This window comes from Collinsella sp. HCP28S3_E12 (genome assembly GCF_052065595.1).
Classification (GTDB): domain Bacteria; phylum Actinomycetota; class Coriobacteriia; order Coriobacteriales; family Coriobacteriaceae; genus Collinsella.
Genome location: NZ_JBQHTS010000014.1, coordinates 43,402 through 58,917 on the forward strand (window position 1 = coordinate 43,402; position 15,516 = coordinate 58,917).

Genomic DNA, 15,516 nt, shown 5'->3' on the forward strand with positions numbered 1-15,516 from the left:
GCGTGCAGCGGCAACATTGCTGCGCGCCTTGTCAGCAAGGCCATTTTGTGGCCGCAACGAAAGGGGAAAGACCCATGACCGTTACCTACGATGCGTCCCGTGTGACGCTTGTCGATCATCCGCTCGTCCAGCACAAGCTGTCGATCCTGCGCGACAAAAACACCGGCACCAATCAGTTCCGCCAGCTCGTGCGCGAACTCGCGCTTTTTGACGGCTACGAGGCCATGCGCGACCTGCCTATGGAAGACGTCGAGGTCGAGACCCCCATCACTACCGCCACGTTCAAACAGCTCGCCGGCAAGAAACTCGCCATCGTGCCCATCCTGCGTGCGGGCCTTGGCATGGTCGACGGCATCCTCGACCTGGTGCCCTCCGCTCGCGTGGGACACATCGGTATGGAGCGCGACGAGGTTACTCACGAACCGCATGAGTATTACTGCAAAATGCCCAAGGATATCGACCAGCGCATCTGCCTGGTTGTCGACCCCATGCTCGCCACGGGCGGTTCGGCCGAGATGGCCATCAGCTACCTGCGCGAGCGCGGTGTCAAGGACATCCGCATGCTGTGCATCGTCGCGGCCCCCGAGGGCCTCAAGTCGCTGACCGAGAAAGACCCAGATGTGCATATCTATACCTGCGCCATCGACGACCATCTCAACGAGGCTGCCTACATCGTTCCTGGCCTCGGCGACGCCGGCGACCGCATCTACGGCACGCTCTAGTCGCTGGGCATGGGCAGCTGCACGTGCCCATTCGTGCATGATTGGTGCGTGCGGGTGTACGAGTGACGCCTGCACGCATATTTATGAGTGTCGTCGCAGCCACCGAGGGCCCAAAACGCGCTATACCGTAGGTACGGTATAAAGAGTGTCTTAAGAAAATGTACAGTTGTGTATTAACTTACGTTTTCCCACTTGTCATCGCGTATTCGGTTCGTACAATAGTCAACAACGCTGTCGTGATGCGCTTACGCGGGTGCGGCGGCGTTTGTCAAGTACGCTCGTCGGCCATCGCGACCCATTCGTCCTCAGTGCTCGGCCTTTTGTCCGTTTGACACCCCAAGGGGCTAAAGACGCGATTAAGGTTGGGTGACAGTGCATTGATTTTGCAATCACGCGCCCTAAAATACTAGGACGATGTGAGCGGGGTATGGCTCCATGTGGGTTATATGTCGCGAGAAGGGAACGCACATGCCGGTTGAGCTGGCAGGCCACGTGCCGTTCATCGCAACGGGATTCGTCGTCGGTCTTGTTGCATTTTTGCCGTTGTACCTTGCGCTTGCTTCGGTGCTGGCGCATCGACGCGATGCCAACATGACGGTAGGCATGTTGGGTATCATGGTGTCGTTTGCGGTGCTCTTTATGGGCGTCGTAATTGTGCACCTGGTAGCCCCCGTGGCGCTCATCGCCTTTTTGTGCGGCGAGCTCGCCGGGTTTTTGATTTGTTGGATCGTGATCGCCTGCATGGTGATTATGAAGGATTAAAGGCGTTGCCCCACCTTGGTGCGGGCAAACAGGGAAGGTGGAATCTTGGACGCATTTGCCAAGTTACCCAGCGCGATCGCCGAGCTCGTCGCTGAGTTTTCCTCGGCTCCGGTCGTGGGTGACCTTAACGCGGGCCTGACGCAGTACTCGTTCTGGCTGCTTATCGCCGCTGTCGTCATGTTCGTGGTCTTTTTCGCGTTTACTAAGAAGCAGAAGGTTGTCCCCGAGGGCTTCTTCGTTAACGGCGTCGAGTGGGTCATCGAGTACGTGCAGGACGATATCGCCAAGGGTGTCGTTGGCGACAACTGGAAGAAGCACTTCCCGTTTTTGGCCTCGCTGTTCTTCTTTATCCTGATCAACAACTTTATCGGCCTCATCCCCGGCATGAAGCCCGGCACCGGTGCCATCGGCTGTACCGCCGCCCTCGCACTCGTGTCGTTTGTGTACTTCATCTATTTTGGTATCAAGAAGCACGGCTTCTTTGGGTACTTCAAGAGCCTCGCCCCTGCGGGCGTCGCCTTCCCCATGAACGTCTTCGTGTGGGTCATCGAGCTCTTCTCGCTGTGCCTGCGCCTGGTCACGCTCGCCGTCCGTCTGTTCTGCAACATGTTCGCCGGCCACATCGTCATGGGTTCGTTCGCCATCATGGCCACGCTCTTTGCCCAGCCGATGCTGGAGCACTTTACGGCCATGAACGCCGTGGGCGCCCTGCCCAGCGTGGCGTGGGTTTTGATTCTTTTGGTAATCTACGCCGTCGAGCTGATCGTTGCCTTTGTTCAGGCATACGTTTTTACGGTCCTCGAGGCCGTGTACATTCAGATCGCAGAGGCTGACGCCCACTAGCGGTCGCATTTATTTGGTGTTCGGAGGCGCGGCACCCGCGTGCGCCTCTACAACATAGGTATTTATCCTGCGCACACGCGCACGACAAAGGAGGAATCGTGGGAGTTATCGGATATGGTCTCGGCGTTATCGGTGCCGGTCTCGCAATTGGTCTTGCAGCACTCGGTGCTACGGGCGCTATGGCTCGTCAGCCTGAGGTCCAGGGCCGTGCCTTCACCGTCTTCATTCTTGCATCTGCATTCACCGAGGCTCTGGGCCTGATCGGCTTCGTCGTTACGCTGATTTCGTAATTGAGCACGAAGGTAGTCGCCATGAAGCATTTCAACCACGCGAAAGTCGCTGCTGCGCTGACGGGCGCCATGCTCGCCATGCCGGTGTCGGCATTCGCCGAGGAGTCTGAGAACAAGGCCGAGATCCTCGTCCCCAAGATGGCGGAATTCGTCCCTGCACTCATTGCCTTCCTCATCATCTTCATCGTTTTGGCCAAGTTCGCCTGGCCGCAGATTCTGCAGACGATGGAAGAGCGCGGCAAGCGCATCAAGGACAGCCTCGATGAGGCTGAGACCACCAAGCGCAAGGCCATCGAGGCCCGCAAGGAGTCCGACGCCCTCCTCACCGACGCCCGTCGTCAGGCTGCCGACATCGTGACCGCCGCCCGTCAGGACGCCGAGTCCGAGCGCGCCCGCATTATCGCCAAGGCTCACGAGGAGGCCGAGGACATCATTGCCAAGGCCCACGCCAACGCCGAGGACGAGCGCAACTCCATCTATGCCGCCGCTGCCGGCTCCATCGCCGATCTTTCCGTCTCCGTTGCGACCAAGATTGTCGGCGAGGCCCTCGAGAACGACGACGAGCAGCGTCGTCTGATCGAGCGCTACATCAAGGAAGCAGGTAGCCTGAATGCCTAACAGCCGCATGGAGAACAGGGTTCTCGAGACCTATGCACGTACCCTCCTGGAGGCCGCTAAGGCCGAGGGCCGTGTGTTCCGCGATCTTCACGAGCTTGAGGTCATCGCGAACGCCAGCCCCGAGGTGCTTGCTGTCCTCAGTACCGTGTTCGAGCGCGGCCAGCTCGATCTTCTGCCGCAGATTGCATCGGCTTATCGGATGGTAACCGCGACCGACGAGGACGTCGTAGGCGTCACCGTCACCACGGCTGTCCCGCTCGATGACGAGCTGCGCCGCACGATTACCGAGAAATGCGAGGCCGATCTAAAGCGCAAGGTGTTCCTGATCGAGAAGGTCGATCCGTCCATCATCGGCGGTCTGATTCTCGAGGCCCGCGGCCAGCGTCGCGACGTTACCGTCAAGACCCAGCTGCGCGCAGCGCGTGAGGCCCTCGGTTCCACGATTTTGAATAACGGAGGTGAAGCCTAGTTATGTCCGATACCCTCAATGCCGAAAGCATCGCCCGCGCCCTGCAGGCGAAGCTCGATGGCCTGGCGGCTACCGTCGACACGCAAGAGGTTTCCCATGTTGACGAGGTTGGCGACGGCATCGCGCGCGTCTCGGGACTGCGCAACGCCATGGCCGGCGAGCTCTTGGAGTTCAAGAGCTCCGAGACCGGCGAGACCGTCTACGGCCTTGCCCAGAACCTCGACCGCGATGAGGTCGGTGCTGTTCTGTTCGGCGCCGTCAACGTCATCAAGGAAGGCGACGAGTGCCGTACCACCGGTCGCGTCATGGATATTCCCGTGAGCCGCGCCATGCTCGGTCGCGTCGTCAACCCGCTGGGCCAGCCCATCGACGGCCTGGGCGATATCGTCGCCACGCACCGTCGCCCCATCGAGTTCAAGGCCCCCGGCGTTATCGACCGCACCCCGGTCTGCGAGCCGGTTCAGACTGGTCTGCTCGCTATCGACTCCATGGTTCCTATCGGCCGTGGCCAGCGTGAGCTCATCATCGGCGACCGTAAGACCGGCAAGACCGCCATCGCGATCGATGCCATCCTCAACCAGCGCGGTAAGGACATGGTCTGCATCTACGTCGCTATCGGCCAGAAGGCCTCTACGGTTGCCAACATCCGTGAGACCCTCGCCCAGCACGGCGCACTCGACTACACCATCATCGTCTCGGCTACCGCTGCCGACTCGGCCCCTATGCAGTACATCGCCCCTATGGCCGGTGCCGCTATCGGCGAGTTCTTTATGTACAACGGCGAGAACGGCGAGCCCGCCAGCGAGACCAACCCCGGCGGCCATGTGCTCGTCATCTACGATGACCTGTCCAAGCAGGCTGTTGCCTACCGTCAGATGTCGCTGACGCTGCATCGTCCGCCCGGACGCGAGGCCTATCCTGGCGACATCTTCTACCTGCACTCTCGCCTGCTCGAGCGTGCCGTCAAGATGTCCAAGAAGAACGGCTACGGCTCCATGACGGCCCTGCCGGTCATCGAGACCCAGGACGGCGACGTTTCGGCCTACATTCCGACCAACGTCATTTCCATTACCGATGGTCAGATCTACCTGCAGTCCGAGCTCTTCTTCCAGGGCCAGCGCCCGGCAGTCGACGTCGGCATCTCGGTGTCGCGCGTCGGTGGCTCCGCTCAGACCAAGGCCATGAAGCAGGTCGCCGGCAACCTCCGTCTGGACCTTGCCGCCTACCGTGAGCTCGCCGGTTTTACCCAGTTCGGTTCCGACCTGGATGCAGCCACCCAAAAGCAGCTTACCCACGGTGCGCACATGACCGAGCTTCTTAAGCAGGCGCGCTTTAAGCCGTTCGACGTCGCCGAGCAGATCGTTACGCTGTTCGCCGGCAACGAGGGCTTTATCGACGACCTGCCCCTTTCCGAGGTGCTGCCGTTCCGCGCCGAGCTGCTCGAGTACATGAATGCTGGCTTTGGCGGCTTGCTGCAGAAGGTCCGTACCAACAAGATCGACGGCGAGACCAAAGAGCAGCTGCTTCAGGCCATCACCGATTTCAAGAACGAGTACGCCTCCAAGCATGCCTCCACCGCGAGCGCAGCTGAGGGCGCAGAGGAGAACTAAGCTCTATGGCTAACCTTCGCGACATTAAGAAGCGAATCTCCTCGGTCACGAGCACCAAGCAGATCACGCGCACGATGGAGATGGTCTCTACGGCCAAGATCCGTCGCGCGCTCGATCGAGCCACGCAGGCTGAGCCCTACAAGAAGGCGCTCACCGACGTCATGCACACCGTTGCGAGCGATACAGAGACTGCCGGCGACAACCCCATGCTCAAGACGCATGAGGAGTTCAAGCGCGGTCTGATCATCGCGATCACGTCCGATCGCGGTCTGGCGGGCGGCTTCAACGTCAACGTTGAGCGCACCTGCGAGAAAATCGCTCGCGAATGGGCACATGATGGCGCCGAGTGCGAGATCATCGCATGCGGTCGCAAGGCGAGCGAGTATTTCCGCAGCCGTGCCAACACGGTCATGCACTTCGAGGGTTCCTCGGCCGACCCGAGCCTCGAGGATGCCCGCATGATCGCGAGCTATATCTGCGACGAGTACTCCAAGGGTCAGCTCGACCGCGTCGAGATCGTGTACCATCACGCTCGCAACCGCGTCGATCAGGTTCTTCGTACCGAGCATTTGCTTCCGCTCGACCCCGAGATGATCGCCATGGCACATGGCCCGCGCAAGAACGCAGACGAGGGCCCCGAGCGCGTCTCGTCCTCGTTCAAGTTCGTGCCGAGCGCCCAGCATGTGTTGGCTGAGCTGGTCCCCAGCTACATCCTGACCGTCATTCACCAGGCGCTGATCGATTCGGCCGCCGCCGAGCAGGGTGCGCGCCGTAAGGCCATGCACTCCGCCACGGAGAACGCGTCGTCGATCATCTCGACTCTTACCCGTACGTATAACCGCGTGCGTCAGGCTTCCATTACCACGGAGATCAACGAGATCGTGGGCGGAGCCGCAGCATTGGAGGAACACTAATGGCAGATACCACCGTTAAAGCGGCGGTCGAGGAGGCCACGGCACGTCAGACGGCCGGTGAGGGGCGTATCGTCCGTATCATCGGCGCAGTTGTCGACGTTAAGTTCGATGGCGCTGTCCCCTCGATCTACAACGCGCTCACGGTCGAGGCCGATACGCCGATGGGTCACATCAGCACCATCCTGGAGGTTGAGTCTCAGCTTCCCGGCGGTGTCGTTCGTACCGTCGCCATGACGTCGACCGACGGCTTGCAGCGCGGCGTCGTCGCGGTCGACACCGGCGCACCCATGAAGATGCCCGTCGGCCCCGAGACCCTCGGCCGCATTTGGAATGTTATGGGCCAGCCTGTCGATGGCAAGCCCATGCCCCAGATCGATGAGTTTTATCCCATCCATCACCCGGCACCTCATTTCGACGAGCTCACTACCAAGACCGAGATTTTCGAGACCGGCATTAAGGCCGTCGACCTGCTCGAGCCCTACATCCGTGGCGGCAAGACGGGTCTGTTTGGCGGCGCCGGCGTCGGCAAGACCGTTCTGATTCAGGAGCTCATCAACAACCTCGCCCAGGAGCATGGCGGCACCTCGGTGTTCACCGGCGTTGGCGAGCGTACCCGTGAGGGTACCGACCTGTTCCTCGAGATGAGCGAGTCTGGCGTTATCGACAAGACCTGCTTGGTCTACGGTCAGATGAACGAGCCGCCTGGAGCGCGTCTGCGCATCGGTCTGGCCGGCCTCACCACCGCTGAGTACTTCCGCGATCGTGGCCAGGACGTCCTGCTGTTCATCGATAACATTTTCCGCTTCTCCCAGGCCGGTTCCGAGGTTTCCGCCCTTCTGGGCCGTATGCCGTCCGCTGTTGGCTACCAGCCCACGCTGGCTACCGAGATGGGCGACCTCCAGGAGCGCATTACCTCGACCAAGACGGGTTCCATCACCTCCGTTCAGGCTGTCTACGTCCCTGCAGACGACCTGACCGACCCGGCTCCCGCCACGACGTTTACACACCTCGACGCCACGACCGTTCTTTCGCGTTCCATCGCCGAGCTCGGTCTGTATCCCGCAATCGACCCCTTGGCTTCCTCTTCCGATGCCTTGGATCCCTCGATTGTCGGCGAGGAGCACTATCGTGTGGCCGTCGCAGTCCAAGAGCTGCTCCAGGAGTACTCCGACCTGCAGGACATCATCGCCATTCTGGGTATGGACGAGCTTTCCGAGGAGCAGCGCCTTACGGTCAACCGTGCCCGTAAGCTCCAGCAGTTCCTGTCTCAGTCCTTCCACGTCGCCGAGCAGTTCACCGGCAACCCCGGTGTCTACATCCGTGTCGAGGACACGGTCCGCTCGTTTGCCGCCATTGTCGACGGCGAGTGCGACGACCTGCCCGAGCAGGCGTTCCGTTATGCGTCCACGATTGACGACGTGCGCGAGCGCGCCGCCAAGATGGAGGAGAAGTAGTGGCTATGCAAATCCGCATCGTGTGTCCGGAGAGCTGCGCCTATGAAGGCGAGGCGGCATTTGTCGCCCTGCCTTCCACGGACGGCGAGTTCGGCATTCTTCCGCGTCACGCTAGCGAGATCTGCACGATCGATCGCGGCTACGTTCGCGTTTGTGATAAGCAAATGGGCACCGTCGACCACACGTTTGCCGTGGCCGGCGGCTATGCCCAGGTTGCGGACGATGTCGTGATTGTCCTCGCCGAGCGCGCTTGCGATTTGGCGACCGTCGATGCCGACAAGCTTAAAGCTGATATTCAAGGTTTTGAAGAGAAGCTGGGTAATTTGTCGGAGGATGATGCACGCCGCGCCTACCTCTATAATGAAATCGCATGGTGTAAGCTCATGCTTGCCCAATAGTCAAACGATTTGGCGTTCGACCATTTGCGAACACATCATGCCCGGGATGGCCCAGCCATCCCGGGCATGCTTTTTGAAAGGGTAGACCTTGGATATTATCCGTGTTGAAGGTGGCCACACCATCGGAGGCTCCGTGCCCGTTTCGGGTGCAAAGAACTCTGCACTCAAACTCATGGCGGCAACGCTTCTGGCACCGGGGAAGACGACGCTGCAGAACGTGCCCGATATCTCGGATGTCCATGTTATGGGCAAGGTGCTCAAGGGTATGGGCGCCAAGATTGACGTTCTCGATGAGCATACGCTCGAGATTGATACCTCTCAGGTTGATTCCTGGGAGGCTCCCTACGAGCTTGTCGCCAAGATGCGCGCCTCCACGGCCGTGATGGGTCCCCTGCTGGGCCGTTTCCATCGTGCCAAGATTGCCATGCCGGGTGGCTGCAATCTGGGTGCCCGTAAGATCGACATGCACATCTTGGGTCTTGAGGCGCTGGGCGTAGAATTCGACACTGCACACGGTTACATCAATGCCAACGCTCCTCAGGGGTTGCGCGGTACCACGGTTACGCTTGAGTTTGCCAGCGTCGGCGCTACCGAGAACCTCATCATGGCGGCCGTGCGCGCGCAAGGCACTACGGTTATCGATAATGCGGCTCGCGAGCCCGAGATCGTCGACCTTGCCAATATGCTCAACGAGATGGGCGCCAAGATTGTTGGCGCCGGCACGCCCGTCGTGACCATCGAAGGTGTGGACGAGCTGCATCCCGTTACCCATCGCGTGGTGGGCGACCGCATCGAGGCCGGCACCTTTATCGTTGCCGGTGCCCTGATGGCCGATGACCGCGGTGTCGACGTTACGGGCTTTTGCCCCATTCACTTGGGCATGGTGCTCAAGAAGATGGAGCTCATGGGTATCGAGTGTGAGCGAATCGAGAATGGCGTTCACGTGAGTCGTGTCGAGCACATCAGGCCGGTCGATATTCAGACACTTCCGTTCCCGGGCTTCCCGACGGACATGCAGGCGCAGATCATGGTGCTTTCCGCTCTCGCTGATGGCAGCTCTGTGATTACCGAGAATATCTTCGAGAACCGCTTCATGTTCGCGTCGGAGCTGGTCCGTATGGGCGCAGATATCCGCATCGAAAGCCATCACGCCATGATTCATGGCGTCAAGGGGTTCTCGGGTGCACAGGTTACCTCGCCTGATCTGCGCGGCGGCGCCGCGCTCGTCGTTGCTGGCCTTATCGCCGACGGCGTTACCGAGGTCTCGGCCATTCATCACATCAAACGTGGCTATGAGCAGTTTGTCGAAAAACTGCAGGCACTTGGTGCAAACGTCGAGCACGCCACTGTTCCCGATCCCGTCATCTACTAATGCAGGTTGCCTATGTTTAATAATAAGAAGCCCTTAGCGGATACTCGAAGACCTTCAACCGGCGCACAGGCCAAGATCTACAGTCGCGATAATGTTGCACGCTACTCCGAGCGCGCTCGTCAGCGCCGCCGCGGCCAGACAATCCGTCGCGTTGCGCTTATCGCCGTGCTTGGCGTGCTGCTGAGCGCTACGACTGCCGCCGGGCTGTGGTTCGCCAACATTATGGGCAAGCTTGGCGATTCCAATGTCATTACCGACAATCTGCGCCATATCTTGGTGGATACCAATGAGGCCAAGGATCCGTTCTACGTGCTTCTTTTGGGTACCGATGGTCGTCCGGGCGAGGACACGTATCGCGCCGATTCAATTATCTTGGCGCGCATCGACCCTACGCAAAAGCAGGCTACGCTTATATCCATTCCACGTGATACCAAGGTTGTCTATAACGGCGAAACCATGAAGGTCAACGCCTGCCATACCTATGGCGGTGCCGAGGCCATGGTTCAAGCGGTCAATGAGCTGTGCGGCGTGCAGATTTCCCACTATGCCGAGGTTAGCTTTGACGGTATGCAATCATTGATTGACTCTGTGGGCGGTATCGACATCAACGCCACCGATGATGTCGATGACCCCGAGCATCTGGACATTAAGATTACGGCAGGCCAGCAGCACATGGACGGTGCTACCGCGCTCACCTATGCCCGTTGCCGCTATACCTATGCCGACGGCGACTATACGCGCATGCGTCACCAACGCCAGGTGCTTGGTGCCCTTGCCAACCAGATTCTCAACAACTTTGATGCTACGAAGGTCTTCGACCTGGTTAATTCGCTGTCCGATATGCTTGTGACCGATATGAGCGTTCAGGACATCGTGTCTACGGTCAATGCTATGCGCGGCATGGATGTCGATGGCATCTATTCGGCGAATCTGCCCTCCTACGCAGATGAAACCACCATGATCGACGGCCAGAGCTATGTCTTTGTCTACGAGGACGAGCTTAAGGAGATGATGGCGCGCGTCGATGCCGGCAAGGATCCTAAGGGACCAAACACCATGGGCCTATCCGACGGAACCAGCTCTACAATCGGTGATTTGAGCAACCATACTTCTGACGATTACGCCTACGGTACGGCCGGTTCGTTGGAAAGCTCGGACGATTCGAGCTATTCGGACGATTCGGATTACAGCTCATATTATTACGAGGAGCCCACTGGCGACGGCAACGGTTACGAAGCCAACTACTAGGGTTGCGCGGGCTTGCTAGCCCGCGCAACGGCTTGACGCTGCGCGCCGCCCAGAGCGACTATTTGTCATTCAAAAGGCAGGGCATGACCAGAATCAATGTCCTGCCTTTTTCATGCCAACTTGTTCGTTCTGGACGTCGCTCGCTGACGTTGATTCAACCAGCGATGCCGACTACTCCCCTTGCACCAAAAAATCGCCCCGTTCTCGGTTTTGAGGACGGGGCGATTTTGCTTACCTAGATTATTCGAGTTCCTTATGCGAAGCGGGCGACGAGTTCCTGCAAGACGTCGGTCATCTTAACGAGCGAGCTGACCGGGACAAACTCGTTGACGCCGTGGTAGCAGTAGCCGCCCGTCGAAAGGTTGGGACAGGGCAGGCCGCGGAACGACAGCTGTGCGCCGTCGGTGCCGCCGCGAATCGGCAGCACCTGGGGCTCAACATCGCAGGCAAGGAAGGATTCCTTGGCGACTTCGATCAGCTCTGGGTAGTCGCGGACAATCTCGGCCATGTTACGGTACTGGTGCTTGATCTCGACCGTTACGCGCTCCTCGCCCAGACGCTGGTTGAGCAGCGCGGCGGCAGCATCCATCAGATCGAGCTTCTGCTGGAACTTGGCGGCATCGTGATCACGGACGATATAGCGCGCCGTGGCATGGTCGACTGTGGCAGAAACGCCCTCGAGGTGATAGAAGCCCTCGTAGCCCTCGGTGTATTCCGGACGCTGCACGTAGGGAAGCAGGGCATTGAAGTCGCAGAACAGATTGCCCGCGTTAACCATGCGGCCCTTGGCGTCGCCGGGGTGAATGGACTGGCCCTCAAAGCTAACGGTAGCCTCGGCGGCGTTGAAGCACTCCCACTCAAGCTCGCCAACCGGACCGCCGTCGACTGTGTAGGCATACTTACAGCCAAAGTCCTCGATATCCAACAGCTCGGCACCGTGGCCGATTTCCTCGTCCGGGCAGAAACAAATACCAAGCGTGGGGTGGGGCAGGCTGGGGTCCTGTGCAATGCGTGCGACGAGCGCCATAATCTCGGCGACACCGGCCTTATCGTCGGCGCCCAGCAGCGTGGTGCCGTCGGTGCAAACCAGGTCCTCGCCCAAAAGGTTGTTGAGGGCGGGGAGCTTGGCGGTGCTCATGGATACGGGCTTGCCGTCGACGATGCCGCAAACCAGGTCGCCGCCCTCGTAGTGCACAATGTGCGGCGCTACGCCGGCGCCCGGTGCGACCTCGGTGGTGTCGAGGTGCGCGATCAGGCCCAGGGCGGGCTTATTCTCGGAGCCGGCGCTCGCGGGAATGTGAGCGCAGACATAGGCGTTTTCGGTTACATGGGCATCGGTTGCACCAAGCTCGCGCAATTCCTCGGCAAGCACATTGGCAAGATCAAACTGGACGGTGCTCGACGGAACCTGGTCACAGTTGGCATCCTCGGACTGTGTGTTGATCTGGACGTAGCGCAAAAAACGCTCGAGTACGTCGGGGTTCGTGGTGGTGTTTTCCATAGAGACCGCTCCAATCTTGGTTGTCGTATGCAACAAGAACTCTAGCACGGTATGCCGCGGCATACCGCGACGCTTGGATGGGGTAGAATCAGCCATTGAATGCAGAAGGGACGGATGTTCATGGATACGACAAATAGCTCGCGCGAGCTACATCTAACGGTGGCGAACGAAGACTACTTGGAGTGCATGGTTCGCATCGAAAGCGAGGATGGGGAGACTAATGGCGTGCGGTCGGTCGATATCGCACAGCGCCTTGGCGTTTCGAAGGCATCGGTCAACAAGGCGGTTTCGGCTCTCAAGGCATCCGAACTTGTCGAGCAGTCTCACTACGGCAAGGTTATCCTGACCAACCGTGGGCGCGAGGTCGGTTTGGCTATCTGGTATCGCCATCGCCTGATTCGCACATTTTTGGTCCAGGAGCTCGGCGCCGACTTTGAGCGCGCCGATGCCGAGGCCTGCATGATGGAGCACGCGCTTTCCGAGGACACAATGGTCCGTTGGCTCGCCTATCTCGAAAAGCAGGGAATCAGCATCGAGGAATAGCGAAACATATATATGGATACGAGTTATTACAATCGCTTCGGCGGCGAGGAGCTTATGCGCCGACTTGCCAGCGAGACGCTGCTGGCACAGGGTCCGATGGGCAGCGTGCTGCTGAGTGAATACGGTGCCGCCGATATTCCGCCGGCATTTTGGAACCTCGCCGAACCACAGACGGTTTCTCGCATCCACCGACTGTATGCCGCCGCTGGTGCACAGGTGCTTATTACCAATACGTTCCAGGCATCGGGTTTTGCGCTCGATCGCGATGAAATCGCTCCATCTATGGCAGAGGTCAATCGCGGGGCGGTCGACGATGCCCGCCAGGCAAATCCCCAGCTATTGCTGGGGTCCATGGGGCCTATTGCGATTGAGTGGTTTGTCGAGGATTCTTCCGAGTATCGAGAGATTCGCGCAAATGCTCGCGAGCAGGCGTCCGCCCTGCTCAACGCCGGCGTCGACGGGATTCTGGTCGAGACGATCACGTCTATCCGCAATCTGCAGCCCGTGCTCGCCGGTGTCCATGATGCCGCTGATGGCATGCCCGTTCTGGTGAGCTTTGCTATTGATGACAAGGGCGACCTGCTGGGTGATGGCCTAAACATCGAAGGTGCCATCTTGTATGCCGAGAAGCACGGTGCGAGCTCGGTTGGGGTCAATTGCTGCACCCTGACAGCGGCTACCGCTGCGGTACCAAGAATGGTCAAGATAGCCACGACGCCCGTTACTGTACGTCCCAATGCGGGAAATCCGGTCCAAACGCAAGATGGGCCCGTGTGGCACGAGGACCCCGAAGCTTTCGCGCGCGCATGCGTCGAGTGGAAGCGGGCTGGCGCCGCAATGGTTGGTGGCTGTTGCGGAACCACGGCGATCACGACGGCTGCTATGGCAGACGCGCTCGATATATAGAGTCCTAAGAAAAGCACATTCGAATTACCGCCCCAACCGGGGCGGTTTTTTTGTCTATATGCGCCCTCGACGGCTTTTGCCTAAACGGTGAATGCGTGCGCCGGCGGCTTGCCGGGCGCTCGTTGCGGGTATACCACCTGCGTACCATGATCCAAACACTGCGAGGTGTCTGCGTGTGTGCGCGATAATTCATTTTGGAACTGATGGCTGGCGCGCTCGCGTCGGCGAGGATTTTAACGCTGACAATGTTGCCCGTATCGCTGATGCCGCTGGCGAGCTCTGGCAAAAGACATATCCCGGCAAGACGGTATATATCGGGTATGACACCCGTCCCCGGGCGCGCGAGTTTGCAGAACTTGCAGCTGGCGTGCTTGCGGCCCATGGCCTTGATGCCGTGCTCGCGGCCCGTTTTGTACCCACGCCTGCCATCACGTGGGCTGCCGCATACGATGGCGAGGCGTGCGGGGCGCTCATGGTGACCGGTTCACATCATCCGCAGGGCTATCTCTGTCTCAAACTGCGCATGGGCGATGGTTCCACGGCAAACCAGGACGTCATCGAAGAACTCGAGGCAACGATGGCCGCCGAACCTCTGGGGCTCGAGGAGCAGTATCGCACGGCGGATATCATTCCCGACTATATGCGAGCGGTAGCATCGTTTGTCGATGCCGATGCCATTCGTGCCGCTCGTCTGCGCGTGGTGGTCGACCCCATGGGGGGAGCGGCTCAAGGTTATCTTGCCGATTTGCTGCGCGAGCTGGGTGTTGAGGTCCATGAGATTCATGCGGGGCAAGCATCGGATTGGAGGGATATCTGTCCCGATCCCGTAGAGCCGTGGGTGGATGCCTGCGAGCGTGCAGTTATCGAAGACGGCGCGTGTGCCGGCCTGGTGACCGATGGCGATGCTGACCGTATTGGCGCGGTCGACGAGCGCGGTAGATATATACATCCGCATCAGATCATGGCGCTCGTAATGGGCGAATTGGTTCAGTTTCGCAATTTGAAGGGGCGAGTCGTCGTCAATCTATCGTGCTCGACGCTTGTACGTCGTGTTGCCGAGGCACTCGGTTGCCGCGTGACCGTAAAACCGGTTGGCTTCAAATATATAGCCGCCGAGATGAAAAAAGACGGGGTGCTTATGGGCGGTGAGGAGGCCGGTGGCATCGGCATTGCCGCGCATATGCCCGAGCGTGACGGCATTCTCGCTTGCCTACTCCTGTGTGAGCTCATGGCAAAGACGGGGGCTTCGCTGGGCGTGCTGGTCGATCAGCTCGAGGCGAGTTTTGGAAAAACAAGTTATGGCCGTCGAGATTTACGACTTGAGGCAGAAGATGCCGAGTCGCTGCGCACGCTGCTTCCCGGTGTGAATCCCAAGTCGATTTGCGGCAAGGCGCCGCAGAGCGTAAGTCACATGGACGGCTTGCGTTTGGCATTTGAGGATGATACCTGGCTGTTGGTTCGCCCGAGTGGCACTGAGCCGGTGGTGCGAGTGTACGCCGAGGGCTTTTCGGTGGAGGAGCGCGACGAGTTGCTTGATGCCGGCTGCGCTTTGGCTCGGGGCGCATATCAGCTCTAGCCATGGGGCTGATCAATATAAAGATATGCTCGGCGAGTGGTAGGTAACGACTGGCAAGTGTCAGCTGCGGGTATAAATATGTAGGAGCTGTGTGCAACCAGATTCCCGCCCCGCGGGCCCCTCCGGTCTGGCAATATATCTCCTTGCCGCGCGGCCCGGTCGGACCGGATGAGCCGCGGGGCGTGCACCTTGAGAACCGGATACTGCGAGGATGGACACACATGATGTGTCGCATCCGGGCAGACATCGAACCATTTGAAATGGTCTGACTTGGATTCGTTTTTCGCAAG

Annotated in this window: 16 protein-coding genes; 15 read left to right on the forward strand and 1 reads right to left on the reverse strand. The window is 59.5% G+C overall.

Annotated features, from left to right (window positions below; genetic code table 11):
• The first annotated feature begins 74 nt into the window (after positions 1 to 74).
• The 12 genes from upp to ACTNBY_RS06785 all read left to right on the forward strand — a co-directional run bounded on the left by upp (position 75) and on the right by ACTNBY_RS06785 (position 10,700).
• Complete coding sequence (gene upp / locus ACTNBY_RS06730) at positions 75 to 722, forward strand: uracil phosphoribosyltransferase (protein WP_040359658.1); 648 nt, start codon at positions 75 to 77, stop codon at positions 720 to 722.
• 468 nt (positions 723 to 1,190) lie between these two features.
• A complete protein-coding gene (locus ACTNBY_RS06735; protein WP_441031998.1) occupies positions 1,191 to 1,484 on the forward strand; it encodes a hypothetical protein in 294 nt (97 codons plus the stop codon).
• A 45-nt stretch (positions 1,485 to 1,529) separates the two neighbouring features.
• Positions 1,530 to 2,327: a F0F1 ATP synthase subunit A gene (atpB, locus tag ACTNBY_RS06740; protein ID WP_441032000.1), complete on the forward strand. Its 798-nt coding sequence runs from the start codon at positions 1,530 to 1,532 to the stop codon at positions 2,325 to 2,327.
• Positions 2,328 to 2,425: 98 nt separating this feature from the next.
• Positions 2,426 to 2,617, forward strand: coding sequence for an ATP synthase F0 subunit C (locus ACTNBY_RS06745; protein WP_427727739.1), 192 nt, complete (start codon positions 2,426 to 2,428; stop codon positions 2,615 to 2,617).
• A 21-nt stretch (positions 2,618 to 2,638) separates the two neighbouring features.
• Positions 2,639 to 3,235: a F0F1 ATP synthase subunit B gene (atpF, locus tag ACTNBY_RS06750; protein WP_427727741.1), complete on the forward strand. Its 597-nt coding sequence runs from the start codon at positions 2,639 to 2,641 to the stop codon at positions 3,233 to 3,235.
• A complete protein-coding gene (locus ACTNBY_RS06755; RefSeq protein WP_441049237.1) occupies positions 3,228 to 3,704 on the forward strand; it encodes a F0F1 ATP synthase subunit delta in 477 nt (158 codons plus the stop codon). The genes atpF and ACTNBY_RS06755 overlap by 8 nt, the downstream gene beginning before the upstream one ends.
• A gap of 2 nt (positions 3,705 to 3,706) precedes the next feature.
• On the forward strand, positions 3,707 to 5,314 hold the full coding sequence (gene atpA / locus ACTNBY_RS06760) for a F0F1 ATP synthase subunit alpha (protein WP_441063903.1): 1,608 nt from the start codon (positions 3,707 to 3,709) through the stop codon (positions 5,312 to 5,314).
• A gap of 5 nt (positions 5,315 to 5,319) precedes the next feature.
• Positions 5,320 to 6,228 carry an ATP synthase F1 subunit gamma gene (atpG, locus tag ACTNBY_RS06765; RefSeq protein WP_441049241.1) on the forward strand — a complete coding sequence of 303 codons (909 nt, stop codon included), beginning with the start codon at positions 5,320 to 5,322 and terminating at the stop codon, positions 6,226 to 6,228.
• Complete coding sequence (atpD, locus tag ACTNBY_RS06770; protein ID WP_427727748.1) at positions 6,228 to 7,682, forward strand: F0F1 ATP synthase subunit beta; 1,455 nt, start codon at positions 6,228 to 6,230, stop codon at positions 7,680 to 7,682. The genes atpG and atpD overlap by 1 nt, the downstream gene beginning before the upstream one ends.
• Before the next feature lie 5 nt (positions 7,683 to 7,687).
• On the forward strand, positions 7,688 to 8,080 hold the full coding sequence (gene atpC, locus ACTNBY_RS06775; RefSeq protein ID WP_441063908.1) for an ATP synthase F1 subunit epsilon: 393 nt from the start codon (positions 7,688 to 7,690) through the stop codon (positions 8,078 to 8,080).
• A gap of 88 nt (positions 8,081 to 8,168) precedes the next feature.
• Entirely contained in the window at positions 8,169 to 9,452 is a 1,284-nt protein-coding gene (gene murA, locus ACTNBY_RS06780; RefSeq protein ID WP_154518387.1) for a UDP-N-acetylglucosamine 1-carboxyvinyltransferase, read from the forward strand.
• 12 nt (positions 9,453 to 9,464) lie between these two features.
• A complete protein-coding gene (locus ACTNBY_RS06785) occupies positions 9,465 to 10,700 on the forward strand; it encodes an LCP family protein (RefSeq protein WP_441063905.1) in 1,236 nt (411 codons plus the stop codon).
• A gap of 253 nt (positions 10,701 to 10,953) precedes the next feature.
• On the opposite strand, the gene pepT is transcribed toward ACTNBY_RS06785, so the two are convergent.
• Entirely contained in the window at positions 10,954 to 12,201 is a 1,248-nt protein-coding gene (gene pepT, locus ACTNBY_RS06790) for a peptidase T (RefSeq protein ID WP_154518393.1), read from the reverse strand.
• Positions 12,202 to 12,321: 120 nt separating this feature from the next.
• Between pepT and ACTNBY_RS06795 the strand changes: the two genes are divergently transcribed.
• The 3 genes from ACTNBY_RS06795 to ACTNBY_RS06805 all read left to right on the forward strand — a co-directional run bounded on the left by ACTNBY_RS06795 (position 12,322) and on the right by ACTNBY_RS06805 (position 15,226).
• On the forward strand, positions 12,322 to 12,744 hold the full coding sequence (locus ACTNBY_RS06795) for a metal-dependent transcriptional regulator (RefSeq protein WP_441063906.1): 423 nt from the start codon (positions 12,322 to 12,324) through the stop codon (positions 12,742 to 12,744).
• A 12-nt stretch (positions 12,745 to 12,756) separates the two neighbouring features.
• Positions 12,757 to 13,650 carry a homocysteine S-methyltransferase family protein gene (locus ACTNBY_RS06800; protein WP_154518399.1) on the forward strand — a complete coding sequence of 298 codons (894 nt, stop codon included), beginning with the start codon at positions 12,757 to 12,759 and terminating at the stop codon, positions 13,648 to 13,650.
• Positions 13,651 to 13,825: 175 nt separating this feature from the next.
• Complete coding sequence (locus ACTNBY_RS06805; protein WP_441063907.1) at positions 13,826 to 15,226, forward strand: phosphoglucomutase/phosphomannomutase family protein; 1,401 nt, start codon at positions 13,826 to 13,828, stop codon at positions 15,224 to 15,226.
• The last annotated feature ends 290 nt before the right edge of the window (positions 15,227 to 15,516 follow it).